This is a genomic window from Corynebacterium sp. FDAARGOS 1242 (genome assembly GCF_016889985.1).
In the GTDB taxonomy this organism is placed as follows: Bacteria; Actinomycetota; Actinomycetes; order Mycobacteriales; family Mycobacteriaceae; genus Corynebacterium; species Corynebacterium minutissimum_B.
The window spans coordinates 650651-665541 of record NZ_CP069568.1; the positions used below are offsets into that span (position 1 = coordinate 650651).

Genomic DNA, 14891 nt, shown 5'->3' on the forward strand with positions numbered 1-14891 from the left:
CTTGAGTTATGAGTGGCGCAAGTGAAAACGGTGGGCGGCGCGTCGGGGCGCAGCTGGAGGAAGCAATAGAGGACTTCGCTGAACACCAGCGTGTTGTCCGTGGCCGCTCATCCGCCACCGTTCGCGGATACTGCTCAGACTTGCGCCTGCTTAGTGGCAGCGTGCCTGACTTTGCCTCGTTCACGTTGACTGCGCTGCGCGCGTGGCTGGCACGCGCAGTCGAGGAAGGGAAGTCTCGGTCCACGCTGGCGCGGCGCACCGCGTCGCTGCGCGCATTTTCGACGTGGGCGGCACGTGAAGGTTATCTCGCCACTGATGTGGCTCAACGCCTCGTTACGCCAAAAGTAGGCAAGCACTTGCCGACCGTCATGTCACCCACCGCCGCAGGTGAGCTCATGGGCAATGCAGTCTCCACTGATGAGGTTCACTTCCTGCGTGATAGCGCCATGCTGGAATTCCTCTACGCCACGGGCGTGCGTGTTGCGGAACTGGTTGGGCTGGATATCGGCGATGTTGACCTCGCGCGCCGAACCGCGCGCGTAACCGGTAAGGGAAATAAACAACGGGTTGTGCCCTTTGGGGCAGCAGCTGCAGAGGCGCTTGAAGCGTGGTTGAGTTCTGGGCGCGGACAGCTAGCGGGTGACACGGAGGCGGTGTTTGTGGGGACTCGGGGTGGTCGTATTGATGCCCGCCAAGTGCGACGAGTTGTGGACCGCGCCGCACAAGTAACAGGAGAGTCGGGTCTGACCCCGCACGGACTTCGGCACTCGGCCGCCACGCATTTATTAGAAGGCGGCGCTGATCTCCGTATTGTCCAAGAGTTGTTGGGGCACTCTTCGCTGCAGACCACGCAGGTCTATACCCACGTTTCGGCGCAGAGACTCAAGGACGTCTACGCGCGTTCCCACCCACGGGCTTGAGCCGGATGACGGGTTCGCCCAACAGCCCTAATGGGTCGATGTAGTCCTCACGTCCTTCCACGGCACCCCAGTGGAGTCCCGGATAGCCGTCGACGGACGGCGCCAGCGTGCCAATGATGTCTCCCTCTGTGACGTGGTCACCTTTTTTGACTCTCGCAAAGACAGGTTGATAGGTCGTGCGAATCCCGTCGTCATGCTTGATGGATACCACGGGTTTACCAGCGACCGAACCCGCGAAGTGCACCACTCCATCCCCGGCCGCGCGCACAGAGCCGCCTACTGGCAGGGCTAAGTCAACACCGCGATGACCGGAGAGCCAGCGCTGCTCGGGAGGCTCGAATCCCCGCAATACCTGAGTAGCTGTGGGAAAACCGGTCGTCGGATCGACGTAAGACAGGGCCTGCGGAACAGTGACTACGGCAACGTGAGCCAGGACGGCGACGGTCGCAAGAACGGTGGTGATGTGACAACGGTGCTGCATGATTCCAGCATTGATGCTTGAGATTGTCGTGGGAAGGGGGAGAAAGTGAGGTGTGGATAAACTGTTAAAGAAGAAACGTATGTTTCAGCCGTGGGGAAGCTAGGTGGGGCTGTCAACAAAGTCCCTGTGAGTTTAGGGTCTGTCGTTTTGGAATCCTCGCGCGTGCAGTACTAAGCTGGCCGTCAGCAGTCTGTGTTCACTGCTCTTGTGTTGTCCTTCAGGCTCCCTGCCCGAGGTGCATGAAGAGTGGAACTCTAGATTGACTACGCGCGGCGAAGTCGTCGCTTCCTGGGTTAAGGAAGAGACAGTCTGTGGTTAACGCGGTCCCCGTTGAGTCGGGGTGTTGGCCTGGGCCTTCGTTGCTAGGGTGCGGGATAAAATACCGCACAATTTTTGCAAAACCGAAACAACGTATAGAAAGCGAGCGAATCATGGCAGTTGTAACCATGCGCGAGCTCCTCGACGCTGGTGTCCACTTCGGTCACCAGACCCGTCGCTGGAACCCGAAGATGAAGCGCTACATCTTCACCGACCGTAACGGCATCTACATCATTGACCTGCAGCAGACGCTGACCTACATCGATGAGGCCTTCGAGTTCGTTAAGGAGACCGTCGCACACGGCGGCACCATCCTCTTCGTTGGTACCAAGAAGCAGGCTCAGGAAGCTGTTGCCGAAGAGGCAACCCGCGTTGGCATGCCGTACGTCAACCACCGCTGGCTGGGCGGTATGCTCACCAACTTCCAGACCGTGTCCAAGCGCCTGAAGCGCATGAAGGAACTGCAGGCTATGGACGCTGCAGAGGACGGCTACAAGGGCCGCACCAAGAAGGAAGTTCTCATGCTTACCCGCGAGCGCGTTAAGCTCGAGCGCGTCCTGGGCGGCATCTCCGACATGACCAAGGCTCCGTCCGCACTGTGGATCGTTGACACCAACAAGGAGCACATCGCGGTCAAGGAAGCCCACAAGCTCAACATCCCGGTTGTTGCCATCCTGGATACCAACTGCGACCCGGATGAGGTCAACTTCCCGATCCCGGGCAACGACGATGCTATCCGCGCCACCAAGCTGCTGTCCGGCATCATCGCCACCGCAGTGGAAGAGGGCAAGAAGGCTCGCGAAGAGCGTCAGCTTGCTCAGGCTAAGGAAGCTGCCGGCGATTCCGCTGAGAAGGACGCTCGCGACGCCGCTGAGGCTGCCGCTGCTTCCGACCCGGCCTCCGCCGAGAAGGCTGAGGACGCCGAGAAGTCCGCAGAGTAATCTGCACTGCCTAAAAGCCCCCGCACCGCGCGGTACATACAGACCCGCGGCGATGGGGGCTTTTTCTCACGCGCCCCATCATGGCGCGTGACACGCCACCACGCCGTCAACAGGCACTGCGGTGTCGTGCGCGTTACCCTCGCGGGGGAGTTGAGAATCACTAACACCCCCTCAACGCGACGTGGTGGAAGCGATTCAGCTACGCTGTTTCATCGAATACCGTTTAATTCCAAGGAGGAACGCTCCAACTATGGCGAACTACACTGCTGCAGACGTTAAGGCACTGCGTGAGGCCACCGGCGCCGGCATGCTCGATTGCAAGAAGGCTCTCGACGAGTCCCAGGGTGACTACGACAAGGCTGTCGAGTACCTGCGCATCAAGGGTGCGAAGAACGTGTCCAAGCGTGCTGAGCGCGAGGCTACCGAGGGTCTGATTGCCGTGTCCGGCAACACCATGGTCGAGATCAACTGCGAGACCGACTTCGTGGCTAAGAACGAGGCCTTCAAGTCCTTCGCTGCCAAGATTGCTGAGGCTGCTGGCGAGGCCAAGGTTAACTCCGGCGAGGAGCTCAACAACCTCGAGATCGATGGCAAGAAGGTTTCTGAGGTCGTCGACGAAGAGTCCGCAAAGACCGGTGAGAAGCTGCAGGCACGCCGCGCAGTCACCATCGAGGGCGACAACGTTGCTGTCTACCTGCACCAGCGTTCCGCTGACCTGCCGCCGGCTGTCGGTGTTCTCGTTTCCTACGAGGGCAACGCTGAAGGCGCACACGCAGTGGCCCTGCAGATTGCTGCCATGAACGCCGAGTACCTCACTCGCGAGGATGTTCCGGCTGAAGTCGTTGAGAAGGAGCGCGAGATCGCTGAGGCCACCACCCGCGAGGAAGGCAAGCCGGAGGCTGCTCTGCCGAAGATCGTGGAAGGCCGCCTCAACGGCTTCTACAAGTCTGTGGTTCTTCTCGAGCAGGCATCTCTGTCTGACTCCAAGAAGACCGTCAAGCAGGTTGCTGACGAGGCTGGCACCACCATCACCAACTTCGTTCGCTACGAGGTAGGCGCCTAAACGCCATTCAGGCGCGACGCGCTGACTCACCGTCCCCCTTCTCCCTCCCCACGATGTACAGGGGTAGGAGAGGGGGACGTTTGCGTTTTGGGGACGTCGTCAAGCACTGCTCACGCACAGCCGTGGGTGAATATTTATGACGGACGCAGCTATGGTTAAGATGGAACAGAAAAAGTGAAGTGCTCAACTCGGATGCTCAATGTGGAGCACCGCCATGCGTGAAGGAGACGATGAAGGCCGTGACGACCCCTGGACCGAAGCGAACCGGATACAAGCGAGTCATGCTGAAGCTGGGCGGTGAGATGTTTGGCGGAGGCAAGGTTGGCATCGACCCCGATGTAGTGGAAAACGTCGCACGTCAGATCGCCGAGGTGGCTAACCAGGGTACTGAAATTGCCGTGGTCATCGGCGGTGGCAACTTCTTCCGTGGCGCTGAGCTCTCCCAGCGTGGCATGGACCGCGCGCGTTCTGACTACATGGGCATGCTGGGCACCGTCATGAACTCCTTGGCGCTGCAGGACTTCCTCAAGCAGCAAGGCATCGACTGCCGCGTGCAGACCTCCATCAACATGGCCCAGATAGCAGAGCCGTACCTGCCGCTGCGCGCAGATCGCCACTTGGAGAAGGGCCGCGTCGTCATCTTCGGTGCAGGCATGGGTATGCCGTACTTTTCCACCGACACCACTGCCGCACAACGCGCGCTCGAAATTGGGGCGGAGGTGCTCTTCTTGGCCAAGGCCGTGGACGGCGTATATTCCGCTGACCCGCGCACCAACCCGGATGCTGAGCTGTACTCCGAAATCACCCCGCGTGAGGTCATTGAGAAGGGCCTGAAGGTAGCAGATGCCACCGCATTCAGCCTGTGCATGGACAACAACATGCCGATCTTGGTGTTTAACCTCCTGACCGACGGCAACATTAAGCGTGCCGTTAATGGTGAGAAGATCGGCACGCTGGTCCAGTCTTAGTACAAACCGGCCGCGACCTGCTAGATTCTTTCCCAGAACTTTTAACTATTGCAAGGGAGTTGTAAACCCTCATGATCGACGAGATCCAGCTCGAAGCAGAAGAGCACATGACCGCCTCAGTGGAGCATGCCCGCGAGCAGCTCCTCACCATCCGTACCGGCCGCGCGAACCCGTCCATGTTCAACGGCTTGGTCGCGGATTACTACGGCGTGCCGACTCCGATTACGCAGATGTCCACTATCTCCGTTCCGGAGCCGCGCATGCTGCTTATCAAGCCCTACGAGCAGTCCATGATTGGTGAGATTGAGAACGCAATCCGTAACTCGGATCTCGGCGTAAACCCGACCAATGACGGTCAGGTATTGCGCGTGACTGTTCCGCAGCTCACGGAGGAGCGCCGTCGCGACATGGTTAAGATGGCAAAGAGCAAGGGCGAGGATGGCAAGATTGCTATCCGCAACATTCGCCGCAAGGCAATGGAGCAGCTCAAGAAACTGCAGAAGGATGGCGACGCGGGCGAGGATGAGGTTATCGCCGCCGAGAAGGAAATGGAAAAGATTACTTCCGGCTACATCGAGCAGGTAGACAAGCTCGTCGCCAACAAGGAAGAGGAGCTCATGGAGGTCTAGCCTCCTGCTATGAACTCCGAACCGCCGCCGCGCCAAGGGCACCGACCAGCACGGCGGCATTTTTCTGTGTAGGACCCCACGATGACATTCCATTACGTGTGAAGGAGTTAGCGTGACCACTGAGCACTCACGGCACACTCGCCGGATGCCCAAGCCGAAGAACAATGCGGGCCGAGATCTGCCTGCTGCTATTGGCGTAGGCGTCGGACTTGGTGCACTGGTTGTCTTCGCCGTGTGGGCTGGCCCCTTCGTGTGGTACTTGGTGGTCGCAGCAGCGCTTGGCGTGGCTATGTGGGAGGTGCTGACACGCCTGCGCGAGCACTCTTATTACGTGCCACGCACGCTGCTTATCGTCTTGGGGCAAGCGATGGTGTGGGTCTCGTGGTTCCTGAATGCTCCGGGACTCGTAGCGGTCTATGTCGTGGCCGTGCTCGCCCTCATGTTTGGGCGCCTTTTCCATAATGGTCGACATCGCCCGCCGATTAACTATCTGCGCGATATGTCCGTGGGCATCTTCGTTCTGACGTGGATTCCGCTTTTCGGTACGTTCGCGGCGATGCTGTCTCGCGTCGAGACGCCTTTTGCATCCGGAGCGGCGTCCATTGTTGTTTTCATGCTCTGCGTGGTGGCGTCAGATACCGGTGGCTTCATCGCGGGCGTCATGTTTGGTTCGCACCCCATGGCCCCTGCCGTGAGCCCGAAGAAGTCCTGGGAAGGCTTCGCTGGCTCTGTCGTGTTCGGCACCGTCACTGGCGCGCTGTGCTTTGCTTTCTTGCTTCACCATACCCCGTGGGTTGGCGCACTGATGGGCCTTGGACTCGTATTCTGTGCCACGCTGGGTGACCTCGTGGAATCACAATTCAAACGCGAGCTGGGTATCAAGGATATGTCGGACCTGTTGCCGGGCCACGGCGGCCTTATGGACCGACTCGACGGCATGTTGCCGTCAGCAATGGTGACCTGGGTGGCCATGAGTTTCCTGGCCACCCTTACCCCCTAGGGAGTGCTCGGACGCCTAGCGTCGAGCCTGCTTGCGCACCTGGCGGCGCAGCTCAAACATACGCCAGCCGCCGACGAGCGCCATGATGAGTGCACCGGCAATGGCGCAGATGAGGTAGGTAACGCCGGCCGGGAATTCGACAGACCAGTTGAGGAAGTTGAGCGGTACTTCGTGCTGGTTCTGCAGAATGAAGATGATGAGCACAATCAGCAGCAAGAAGCCCACGATGAGGGCAATCCAGGTGCTGGCGGCAAAAGAGCCCTTAACCTTGCCGTTGTTCTTGTCCGTGGTCGTTGCCGGGGAAGTCGCCGTAGTAGTGCTATCAGTCGTCGTGCCGGCGGGTTCGACAGCCCCCGCGGTATCCGGGGTGGTCTCGTAGGCAGTGTTGTCAGGCTGCGCGTCGAAATTTGTGCTCGGTTCGTTGTCAGCGAAAGGGCCGGAGGTTGAGCGGAGATTTTCAGAGCTATGTTCTGGATTCGTCATACACCTATTAAATAGGTCAACATGTCACTTTCGCCACTCCAGCGGAGCTTCGATTGGATAATGTGGCCAAAAACGTGGAAAAATGGGCCTCACCATGGCTGAACCACTGAAATTGAACTTCTCTGCTCCGCGTCGCGGGCTACCCCCGAAGCACTTCGCGGACTTGACCGAGGACGAGCGCATTGAAGCGCTCGCCGAACTTGGCCTGCCCAAGTTCCGAGCAAAGCAGCTGGCCAAGCACTACTACGTTCACTACACCGCCGACGTTTCCGAGATGACCGACATCCCGGCTGCTTCCCGCGATGCTGTCCAAGAAAAGCTCTTCCCTGAGCTCATGACGCCCATCCGCCAAACCTCTACAGATGATGGCGAAACCACCAAGTCCCTGTGGCGTTTGCACGATGGCACGCTGTTGGAGTCGGTCCTGATGCGCTACCCGGGCCGCGCTACGCTGTGCATTTCTTCCCAGGCTGGTTGCGGCATGGCGTGTCCGTTCTGTGCTACCGGCCAGGGCGGCCTAGACCGTAACCTGTCCACGGCTGAAATTGTGGAGCAGTTCCGCCACGCCGCACGCCTCATGGAGGCAGAAGGTGGCCGCCTGAGCAACGTCGTGTTTATGGGCATGGGCGAGCCGCTCGCGAACTACAAGCGCGTCGTCCAGGCAGTCCGTCAGATCACCGGACAGGACTTGACTGGCTTCGGCTTGTCGCAGCGCAACGTCACCGTTTCCACCGTGGGCCTGGCTCCAGCTATTCGCAAGCTGGCCGATGAGGACCTCTCCTGCACTCTGGCAGTTTCCCTGCATACCCCGGATGATGAGTTGCGCGATACCCTCGTGCCGGTTAATAACCGCTGGCCGGTTGATGACGTGCTCGACGCTGCCCGCTACTACGCTGATAAGTCTGGCCGCCGCGTGTCCATCGAGTACGCGCTTATTCGGGACAAGAATGACCAAGACTTCCGCGCAGACATGCTGGGACAGAAGCTGCACGCAGCGCTCGGTTCCAAGGTTCACGTCAATGTCATTCCGCTTAACCCCACGCCTGGCTCCGAGTGGGACGCAGCGCCTAAGGCCCGCCAGGACGAGTTCGTGCGCCGCGTCATTGCTCAAGGTGTGCCGTGCACGGTGCGCGACACCAAGGGCGATGAGATTGCCGCGGCCTGTGGCCAGCTCGCCGCTGATGAACGCGAAACTGCTTAGCAGACCGCTTACAGTTTCCTAACAATCATTTCCCGGCAGGCGTGAGCGGTCTTCCAGTGTTAACGGGGCTTGATACCGTTAACAGTTATGACTCATCCTTATCGTGAGGCGCTTGCACCGGACCCGCGCACCCAGGCCTTGGCCGTGCGTGGCTTGTGCAAGACCTTTGGTAACCAGACTGCTGTTGACCATCTCAACCTGGATGTCCCCCGAGGCACTATTTATGGTGTCGTGGGGCCCAACGGTGCGGGTAAGACCACGATGCTCACCATGGCATGTGGTCTGCAGCGCCCCGATTCTGGGCAGAGTTTCATCGCTGGGCATGATGTGTGGGCGGATCCCATTCCGGCCAAGCAATCCATGGGGTTGCTTATGGACGGTGCGCCGGTCTTTGACCGGCTGACTGGCGCTGAGTACCTCCACTACTTGGGCGCGCTGCGGCGGCTAGACCGTGGGGAGTCGTTGCGTCGTGCGCAGGAGCTTCTCGACGCCCTCTCGCTTACCGACGCCGCCAACAAACGCATCGTGGACTATTCCGCCGGCATGACGAAGAAGATTTTGCTGGCCGGTGCTGTCCTCCACAATCCGGAGGTGCTCATTCTCGATGAGCCACTGGAGGCTGTGGATCCAGTTTCTGGACGCCTCATTCAACAGCTACTGCGCGCTTATGCTTCGCGCGGTGGCACTGTCATTTTGTCTTCTCACGTCATGGAGCTTGTCGAAGGCCTCTGCGATCACGTTGCCATCATTAACGGTGGCCAGGTGATCACCTCTGGCCACGTCGATGATGTGCGCCAGGGACAAAGCCTCTCCGATCTTTTCATTGCAGCCGTGGGTGGGCGAGACTTGGATGCGTCGAAGTTTGGCTGGTTGCGAACCTCGGCAGAGGGATCGCTGGGCACGGAAGGTGCTGAGTAATGACCTCAACACTGTTCCGCCTTCACCGCACCTTGTGGTGGCGCAGCGTGGGATCCAACGCCTCGTCCATTTTGACGGCACTGCTCATGGCCTTGTACGGCTTCGGCGGCCTTGTCAGCCTCCTTTTTATGGCATGGGCGGATATTGAACAGCCTGGGCACGGCTTTCAGTCCCTCACGCTGGGCGTTGCCGGCGGCATGCTCATCTATGTCATGCTCGCCATCTTCATGCCGGCGGGGGAGAACCAGCTTTCACCCTCGACATTGGGTGCACTTCCTTTAACGCCACAAGAGGTGTACCCCGGCCTGTTGTGGTCCAGTATGCTCACCACACGCGCCATCTTGTCGGTACTTTTCTCCACCGTCTACGCGGTTGCCGGAGCCAGCATTCTTTCGCTTCAGGGCGCCGGCATCTACGCGGTGCCTTTCGTACTCGGGATGGTTGTGGCGTGCTTGACCACCATCGTCTTGGGGGAGTGCGTCGGGTTCCTCGGCACTGCCATTGCTAGTTCCGAAAAGTCGGGCGCGCAGGCTGCCGTCATGATTGTCCTGGGATTGCTTGTTTTCGGCGTCCTTCAGTTGCAGTCAGTGCTGGAGAATCTACCGTCGGTGGGGGCTATGGGGTCGATCGCCGCGTGGTCGCCGTTTGGTGCTGCGGTGGGATGGGCACTTTCGCTTGCCGATGGCCACTTTGTCACCGCCGTAGCCCAACTTCTCATCGCGCTTCTCACCGCTGCGGCAGTGATGTGGCTGTGGATGCGCCAGGTGGCCCAGGCTATGCGCAACCCTGATGCCGGGAAGAATCACGCAGCGGAGGTAACAGGGGAGGGGGTTACCGCATTCGAGATCGGTTCCTGGTCCTACTCGAGCCCGGCCGCCATGGAATTTACTCGCGCTCTGCGCTATATTCGCCGCGATAAGCGCCTGATGGGCTTACTGTTGGCGATGCCCATGTTCGCGGTGCTCGTTATCTATCAGCTGTGGCGCGGCGATGACTTCGTGGCTTATTTCATGTTGTGTTTCAGCGCGGTCATGATGTCCTCCGCTCTGTCCAATGATTACGGCTTTGACGGCCCATCCAACTGGGTCAGCATGGTTGCTCCTGTTCCCCCGCGTATGATTCTGCATGCCCGGCATCTAGCTCACTTGGTGGTTCCTTTCGTGGGCTACCTTGTGCTGGCGCTCATCGTCATTATCTTTGCGGAGGACACTCAGGTAGCAGTCCTGGCCGTCAGCGCAAGCGTGGGCATGTTTATTGCTACCTGCGCCATCAGCATGGGACTAACCGTGCTGAATCCTTATCCATTGTCGGAGCCTGGTGCCAGCCGCTGGAACGACAAATCTGGTTACTCGGGCGCTGCTTTTGTTGCAGCCTTTGCCGGTCTACTCCTCTCATGGTTGCCGGTGGTGCCCGGCATCATCGTCTCCTGGATGGCCTATGACCATGGTTGGCCACTGGTTATCGGACCTCTGATATCGCTACTGCTACCAGCGGCGGTGTACGTTGTAGTCTGGCGCAGTGCCGGAAACTACGCTGATACGCACGCCCCCGAAATCTACGCCAAGGTTGATCGTTACGTCAGCTAGCCCGCGCACTCCGTGCGTGCGGGCTTGAGTGTCCCTCTCTGCAAACACAAATAACAAAGCTCCCCGCGTCCACTGCATGTGGAGCGGGGAGATTTAACGGTGGTGAAGAGGCCTAAAACTCTTAGTTGGACACCGGCTTAGCAGCGTGGCGGCCAGTGACCGGGGTAGCGTTGACGCCTGCGGTGGTAGCGCCACGCAGGTGAGCGATGCGGGACGGCTCAATGTTGAGGGCACGCAGCTCATCATCAGTCAGCTCAGCGTAGACATTGTGAACGGTCTTCTGCTCATAGGCCCAGTCCGGCTCCTGGTGGCCTACCGGCTTGTTGCGAGCGGTCAGGGTACGCACCTGGGAGAGCTTCGGCTGCAGTGCGTAAATCACCAAACCGAGGGCAATGAGGATAGCGAGGGCGATGAGCCAGACGGTCTCCACGTGGCCCTTGTGGTTACCGAAGTTGTAGGCCAGCAGGAACAGGACGGAAATCCAGCCAGCGATCTGAACGCCCGAACGGCTGATGCGGGACCAACCGAAACCTGCGGACGGGACGTCATCGGTGGATACGCCGTCGAAAACCTGCGATGCCGGCTTGTGGGAAGACACTTGCTCTCCTTTGTCTGTACACGCAGCTCACCTGCGTGAGCGCACGAAAATGCCAGTTATTCTGTGTAGTAGTTTAAAGCATGCCGACGTTAACCGCGATTAAACACCCCCGCAACCTTGTCGTCGCTGTGCGCGAGACTCCGACTAGGGTTGACAGAGTGAGTACCCAACGCATTCTTATCCTCGGATCTACTGGCTCAATCGGCACCCAGGCACTGGAGGTTATCGCAGATAACCCGGAGAAATTCACCGTCGTCGGCATTGCTGCCGGCGGGTCGAATCCTCAGCTGGTTATCGAACAGGCCCGCGCTCTCAATCTTTCGTTTGACCACGTGGCCGTCGCCAAGTCTGAGGCGGCACGCGAGGTTTCCGAAGCACTCGGCGGTACTGTTCTCTCCGGCCCGGATTCAGCTGAGCAGCTCGTCCGCGCAGTGGAAGCAGATAAGGTGCTCAATGCCCTCGTCGGGTCAATGGGGTTGGCCTCCACCATCGCAACCTTGGAGATGGGTGAAGTCCTAGCGCTGGCCAACAAGGAATCCCTCGTAGCTGGCGGGTCAATCGTTACTCGGTTGGCGTCAGAGGGGCAGATTGTGCCCGTGGATTCTGAGCATTCTGCCATGGCGCAGTGTCTGCGCGGTGGCAGCGAAGCAGAGCTCGATCACCTCGTACTCACCGCCTCGGGTGGCCCTTTCCGAGGGTGGACGCGCGAAGAGATGTGGGAGGTTACCCCGCAGCAAGCAGCCCAACACCCCACCTGGTCCATGGGGCAGATGAACACACTCAACTCGGCCACGTTGATCAACAAGGGCCTTGAATTGATTGAAGCGACCCTGCTTTTCGACGTCCCACCGGAAAGCATTGAGGTCACCGTTCACCCCCAATCCATCGTGCATTCCATGGCAACCTTCACGGATGGCTGCACGATAGCGCAGTGCTCTCCTCCGTCGATGAAGCTGCCTATCTCCTTGGCACTGGACTGGCCGCACCGCGTGCCTGGTGCTCAACCAGCTTTGGACTTTTCGACTGCCCACGAATGGCGCTTTGAGCCCCTAGATGACGATGCGTTTCCCGCGGTGCGGCTAGCACGCGAGGCGGCCGCCGCGGGCGGTACTCATGCGGCGGTGTACAACGCGGCCAACGAGGAGGCAGCCGCTGCCTTTTTGGCAGGGCGTCTCCATTTTCCGGAAATTGTTGACGTTGTTAGCCACGTCTTGGGTGAAGCGACGCAGTTCGCTGGTGTACCCTCTACCGTCGATGACGTCCTCGCCGTGGAAGGTGAGGCCCGCCGCCGCGCAAACGCGCTGGTGGATTCGCTCGCTCGATAGAAAGCCCCTTCACCTATGGCAAATGTCCTGGGCATTATTCTCTTCGCTCTAGGAATCGGCATTACTGTTGCCCTGCACGAAGCCGGACACATGTTCACTGCCCGCGCCTTTGGCATGCGTGTGCGCCGTTTCTTTATTGGCTTTGGCCCTAAAGTGACTTCAGTAAGCCGTGGCCATACCGAATACGGTCTCGCAGCCTTCCCCGTGGGCGGCTTCTGCGATATTGCCGGTATGACTGCCCAGGATGAGTTCCTCACTGAAGAAGAGGAACCACATGCCATGTATAAGAAGCCGTGGTGGCAGCGCATCATCGTGCTGGCTGGCGGCATCACGGTCAATTTGCTTTTGGGTTTTATTATCCTGCTCATCATTGCAATGACCACGGGTTTGCCCAATCCGGATGCGGACGTGCGCCCGCGCGTGGGCGAAGTATCCTGCACGTCTGATCAAAAGACCGATGGTGAATTCGAGCCCTGCCAAGGCTTGGGCCCAGCAGGGGAGGCGGGCGTGGAACCAGGCGATATCGTGCTGGCCCTCAATGGCGAGGCTGTGGACTCCTTTGCGCAGCTGCGCGATATCGTTATGCAGCTTCCAGGTGAGACCGTGACGCTTGAGGTGGAACGTGATGGAGCTCAGCGTTCCTTTGACATCCCCCTCGACACGGTAACTCGCCTCAACGCTGAAGGCGAGCTTGTTAGCGTGGGCGCGATTGGCATGACCAATGAACTCATTGACATCGTAGAGACCTATTCCTTTGTCGAGGCCTTCCCGGCAACGGCCCGCTATACCGGCTTCGTGCTGGATGCCACGGTACAAGGAATCGCACAATTTCCGGCCAAAATCCCAGGTGTGGTGGCCTCGATCTTCGGGCACGAACGCGATGTTAATGGTCCGATGTCCGTCGTTGGTGCCTCCCGAGTAGGCGGTGAGCTCGTGGAGCGCAGCCTATGGTCTTCCTTCTTCATGATGCTGGCCTCGTTGAACTTCTTCCTTGCCTTGTTCAACCTCATCCCGCTTCCGCCCTTCGACGGGGGACACATCGCCGTAATCCTCTACGAAAAGCTGCGTGACGGGATTCGCCGCCTCATGGGAAAGGAACCGAAGGGGCCGGCGGATTACACCAGACTCATGCCGATTACGTACGTGCTTGCGTTCCTTCTGATGGCGGTGGGTGCGCTCATCATCGTCGCGGATGTGGTGAACCCGGTACGCCTCTTTGGCTAAGCACACACGGTGCTAGAGTGGGGGCGTTAAACCTCGATTATCCAAGGAGCGCACATGTCGACCCCCATCGGTCTTGGAATCCCTGACGGCCCACCTCCCACCTTGGCGCCGCGCCGTAAGACGCGCCAGCTGATGGTCGGCCAGGTAGGCGTGGGCTCAGAGCACCCCATCTCGGTGCAGTCGATGACGACGACGAAGACGCACGACGTCAACGCCACCCTGCAGCAGATCGCGCAGCTTACCGCTAGCGGCTGTGACATTGTTCGCGTGGCCTGCCCGAAAACAGTAGATGCTGAGGCCCTGCCGGCGATTGCGAAGAAGTCTCCTATCCCGGTTATTGCCGATATCCACTTCCAGCCCAAGTACATCTTTGCTGCGATTGACGCCGGATGTGCAGCGGTTCGCGTCAATCCGGGCAACATCAAGGAATTTGATGGCCGCGTCAAGGAAGTAGCCAAGGCTGCCGGTGACGCGGGAATCTCCATCCGCATCGGCGTCAATGCTGGTTCGTTGGACAAGCGCATCATGGACAAGTACGGCAAGGCTACCCCGGAAGCACTCGTTGAGTCCGCGCTGTGGGAGGCCAGCCTCTTCGAGGAGCACGGCTACGGTGACATTGCCATCTCCGTTAAGCACAATGATCCAGTCATCATGGTGGAGGCCTACCGTCAGCTGGCTGCGCAGTGCGACTATCCGCTGCACCTCGGAGTCACTGAGGCAGGCCCAGCCTTCCAGGGCACCATCAAGTCTTCGGTCGCTTTCGGCGCCCTGCTTGCCGAAGGCATCGGTGACACCATCCGCGTGTCCTTGTCCGCGGACCCGGTCGAGGAGATCAAGGTCGGCGACCAGATTCTGCAGTCCCTCAACTTGCGCCCGCGCAAGCTGGAGATTGTCTCCTGCCCGTCCTGTGGTCGCGCACAGGTGGACGTGTACAAGCTGGCCAACGAAGTCACCGAGGGCCTTGACGGTATGGAATTCCCGCTGCGCGTGGCCGTCATGGGCTGCGTGGTGAATGGCCCAGGTGAGGCCCGCGATGCGGACCTCGGTGTAGCTTCCGGTAACGGCAAAGGCCAGATCTTCGTTAAGGGTGAGGTCATCAAGACCGTTCCTGAATCCAAGATTGTGGAAACGCTCATCGAAGAGGCAATGCGTCTGGCAGAAGAGCAGGGCTTGGAAGCCGTGGAAGGCGCCAAGGCTGAGGTTCGCGTTACCAAGTAGTTCACCTGCGGTGTGGGG

The 14891-nt window shown here is 59.4% G+C and carries 15 protein-coding genes; 12 read left to right on the forward strand and 3 right to left on the reverse strand.

Features of this window, described 5'->3' with window-relative positions:
- The first annotated feature begins 8 nt into the window (after window positions 1-8).
- On the forward strand, window positions 9-920 hold the full coding sequence (locus I6J72_RS03090) for a tyrosine recombinase XerC (RefSeq protein ID WP_204099882.1): 912 nt from the start codon (window positions 9-11) through the stop codon (window positions 918-920).
- Here I6J72_RS03090 and I6J72_RS03095 read toward each other — a convergent pair.
- Window positions 883-1401 carry a M23 family metallopeptidase gene (locus I6J72_RS03095; protein WP_070672255.1) on the reverse strand — a complete coding sequence of 173 codons (519 nt, stop codon included), beginning with the start codon at window positions 1399-1401 and terminating at the stop codon, window positions 883-885. The two genes, I6J72_RS03090 and I6J72_RS03095, sit on opposite strands and share 38 nt — an antisense overlap.
- Window positions 1402-1832: 431 nt before the next feature.
- Here I6J72_RS03095 and rpsB point away from each other — a divergent pair, with 431 nt between their 5' ends.
- From rpsB to I6J72_RS03120, 5 genes are all read left to right on the forward strand, one after another.
- Window positions 1833-2660 carry a 30S ribosomal protein S2 gene (gene rpsB, locus I6J72_RS03100; protein ID WP_039675925.1) on the forward strand — a complete coding sequence of 276 codons (828 nt, stop codon included), beginning with the start codon at window positions 1833-1835 and terminating at the stop codon, window positions 2658-2660.
- Between the two features lie 250 nt (window positions 2661-2910).
- Window positions 2911-3723, forward strand: coding sequence for a translation elongation factor Ts (tsf, locus tag I6J72_RS03105; protein ID WP_039675923.1), 813 nt, complete (start codon window positions 2911-2913; stop codon window positions 3721-3723).
- Between the two features lie 230 nt (window positions 3724-3953).
- A complete protein-coding gene (gene pyrH / locus I6J72_RS03110) occupies window positions 3954-4691 on the forward strand; it encodes a UMP kinase (protein WP_039675921.1) in 738 nt (245 codons plus the stop codon).
- Between the two features lie 71 nt (window positions 4692-4762).
- Window positions 4763-5320 (forward strand): ribosome recycling factor, encoded by a 558-nt coding sequence (gene frr / locus I6J72_RS03115; RefSeq protein WP_039675919.1) that lies wholly within the window; start codon window positions 4763-4765, stop codon window positions 5318-5320.
- Window positions 5321-5465: 145 nt separating this feature from the next.
- Window positions 5466-6320: a phosphatidate cytidylyltransferase gene (locus I6J72_RS03120; RefSeq protein WP_174519867.1), complete on the forward strand. Its 855-nt coding sequence runs from the start codon at window positions 5466-5468 to the stop codon at window positions 6318-6320.
- 15 nt (window positions 6321-6335) lie between these two features.
- On the opposite strand, the gene I6J72_RS03125 is transcribed toward I6J72_RS03120, so the two are convergent.
- The gene (locus I6J72_RS03125; RefSeq protein ID WP_204099883.1) at window positions 6336-6803 is read right to left on the reverse strand and encodes a lipopolysaccharide assembly LapA domain-containing protein; all 468 of its coding nucleotides are present in this window, start codon (window positions 6801-6803) and stop codon (window positions 6336-6338) included.
- A gap of 94 nt (window positions 6804-6897) precedes the next feature.
- On the opposite strand from I6J72_RS03125, the gene rlmN reads away from it, so the two are divergent.
- From rlmN to I6J72_RS03140, 3 genes are all read left to right on the forward strand, one after another.
- Window positions 6898-8004, forward strand: coding sequence for a 23S rRNA (adenine(2503)-C(2))-methyltransferase RlmN (rlmN, locus tag I6J72_RS03130; protein ID WP_039676256.1), 1107 nt, complete (start codon window positions 6898-6900; stop codon window positions 8002-8004).
- 87 nt (window positions 8005-8091) lie between these two features.
- Complete coding sequence (locus tag I6J72_RS03135) at window positions 8092-8922, forward strand: ABC transporter ATP-binding protein (protein ID WP_039675915.1); 831 nt, start codon at window positions 8092-8094, stop codon at window positions 8920-8922.
- Window positions 8922-10508, forward strand: a complete 1587-nt coding sequence (locus I6J72_RS03140) for an ABC transporter permease (protein WP_204099884.1) — start codon at window positions 8922-8924, stop codon at window positions 10506-10508. The genes I6J72_RS03135 and I6J72_RS03140 overlap by 1 nt, the downstream gene beginning before the upstream one ends.
- Window positions 10509-10629: 121 nt before the next feature.
- On the opposite strand, the gene I6J72_RS03145 is transcribed toward I6J72_RS03140, so the two are convergent.
- The gene (locus tag I6J72_RS03145; RefSeq protein ID WP_204099885.1) at window positions 10630-11106 is read right to left on the reverse strand and encodes a DUF2631 domain-containing protein; all 477 of its coding nucleotides are present in this window, start codon (window positions 11104-11106) and stop codon (window positions 10630-10632) included.
- A 158-nt stretch (window positions 11107-11264) separates the two neighbouring features.
- Between I6J72_RS03145 and dxr the strand changes: the two genes are divergently transcribed.
- Genes dxr through ispG form a run of 3 tightly spaced genes read left to right on the forward strand, consistent with a single transcriptional unit; the run spans window position 11265 to window position 14873 of the window.
- Entirely contained in the window at window positions 11265-12431 is a 1167-nt protein-coding gene (dxr, locus tag I6J72_RS03150; protein WP_204099886.1) for a 1-deoxy-D-xylulose-5-phosphate reductoisomerase, read from the forward strand.
- Between the two features lie 15 nt (window positions 12432-12446).
- Window positions 12447-13655: an RIP metalloprotease gene (locus tag I6J72_RS03155; protein WP_204099887.1), complete on the forward strand. Its 1209-nt coding sequence runs from the start codon at window positions 12447-12449 to the stop codon at window positions 13653-13655.
- A gap of 54 nt (window positions 13656-13709) precedes the next feature.
- Entirely contained in the window at window positions 13710-14873 is a 1164-nt protein-coding gene (gene ispG, locus I6J72_RS03160; protein ID WP_204099888.1) for a flavodoxin-dependent (E)-4-hydroxy-3-methylbut-2-enyl-diphosphate synthase, read from the forward strand.
- Window positions 14874-14891: the final 18 nt, after the last annotated feature.

Excerpts from the sequence above, each read along its gene's own strand:
- I6J72_RS03090 (WP_204099882.1), top strand. The coding sequence starts at position 9 with ATGAGTGGCGCAAGTGAAAACGGTGGGCGGCGCGTCGGGGCGCAGCTG.
- I6J72_RS03095 (WP_070672255.1), bottom strand. The coding sequence starts at position 1,401 with ATGCAGCACCGTTGTCACATCACCACCGTTCTTGCGACCGTCGCCGTC.
- rpsB (WP_039675925.1), top strand. The coding sequence starts at position 1,833 with ATGGCAGTTGTAACCATGCGCGAGCTCCTCGACGCTGGTGTCCACTTC.
- tsf (WP_039675923.1), top strand. The coding sequence starts at position 2,911 with ATGGCGAACTACACTGCTGCAGACGTTAAGGCACTGCGTGAGGCCACC.
- pyrH (WP_039675921.1), top strand. The coding sequence starts at position 3,954 with ATGAAGGCCGTGACGACCCCTGGACCGAAGCGAACCGGATACAAGCGA.
- frr (WP_039675919.1), top strand. The coding sequence starts at position 4,763 with ATGATCGACGAGATCCAGCTCGAAGCAGAAGAGCACATGACCGCCTCA.
- I6J72_RS03120 (WP_174519867.1), top strand. The coding sequence starts at position 5,466 with ATGCCCAAGCCGAAGAACAATGCGGGCCGAGATCTGCCTGCTGCTATT.
- I6J72_RS03125 (WP_204099883.1), bottom strand. The coding sequence starts at position 6,803 with ATGACGAATCCAGAACATAGCTCTGAAAATCTCCGCTCAACCTCCGGC.
- rlmN (WP_039676256.1), top strand. The coding sequence starts at position 6,898 with ATGGCTGAACCACTGAAATTGAACTTCTCTGCTCCGCGTCGCGGGCTA.
- I6J72_RS03135 (WP_039675915.1), top strand. The coding sequence starts at position 8,092 with ATGACTCATCCTTATCGTGAGGCGCTTGCACCGGACCCGCGCACCCAG.
- I6J72_RS03140 (WP_204099884.1), top strand. The coding sequence starts at position 8,922 with ATGACCTCAACACTGTTCCGCCTTCACCGCACCTTGTGGTGGCGCAGC.
- I6J72_RS03155 (WP_204099887.1), top strand. The coding sequence starts at position 12,447 with ATGGCAAATGTCCTGGGCATTATTCTCTTCGCTCTAGGAATCGGCATT.
- ispG (WP_204099888.1), top strand. The coding sequence starts at position 13,710 with ATGTCGACCCCCATCGGTCTTGGAATCCCTGACGGCCCACCTCCCACC.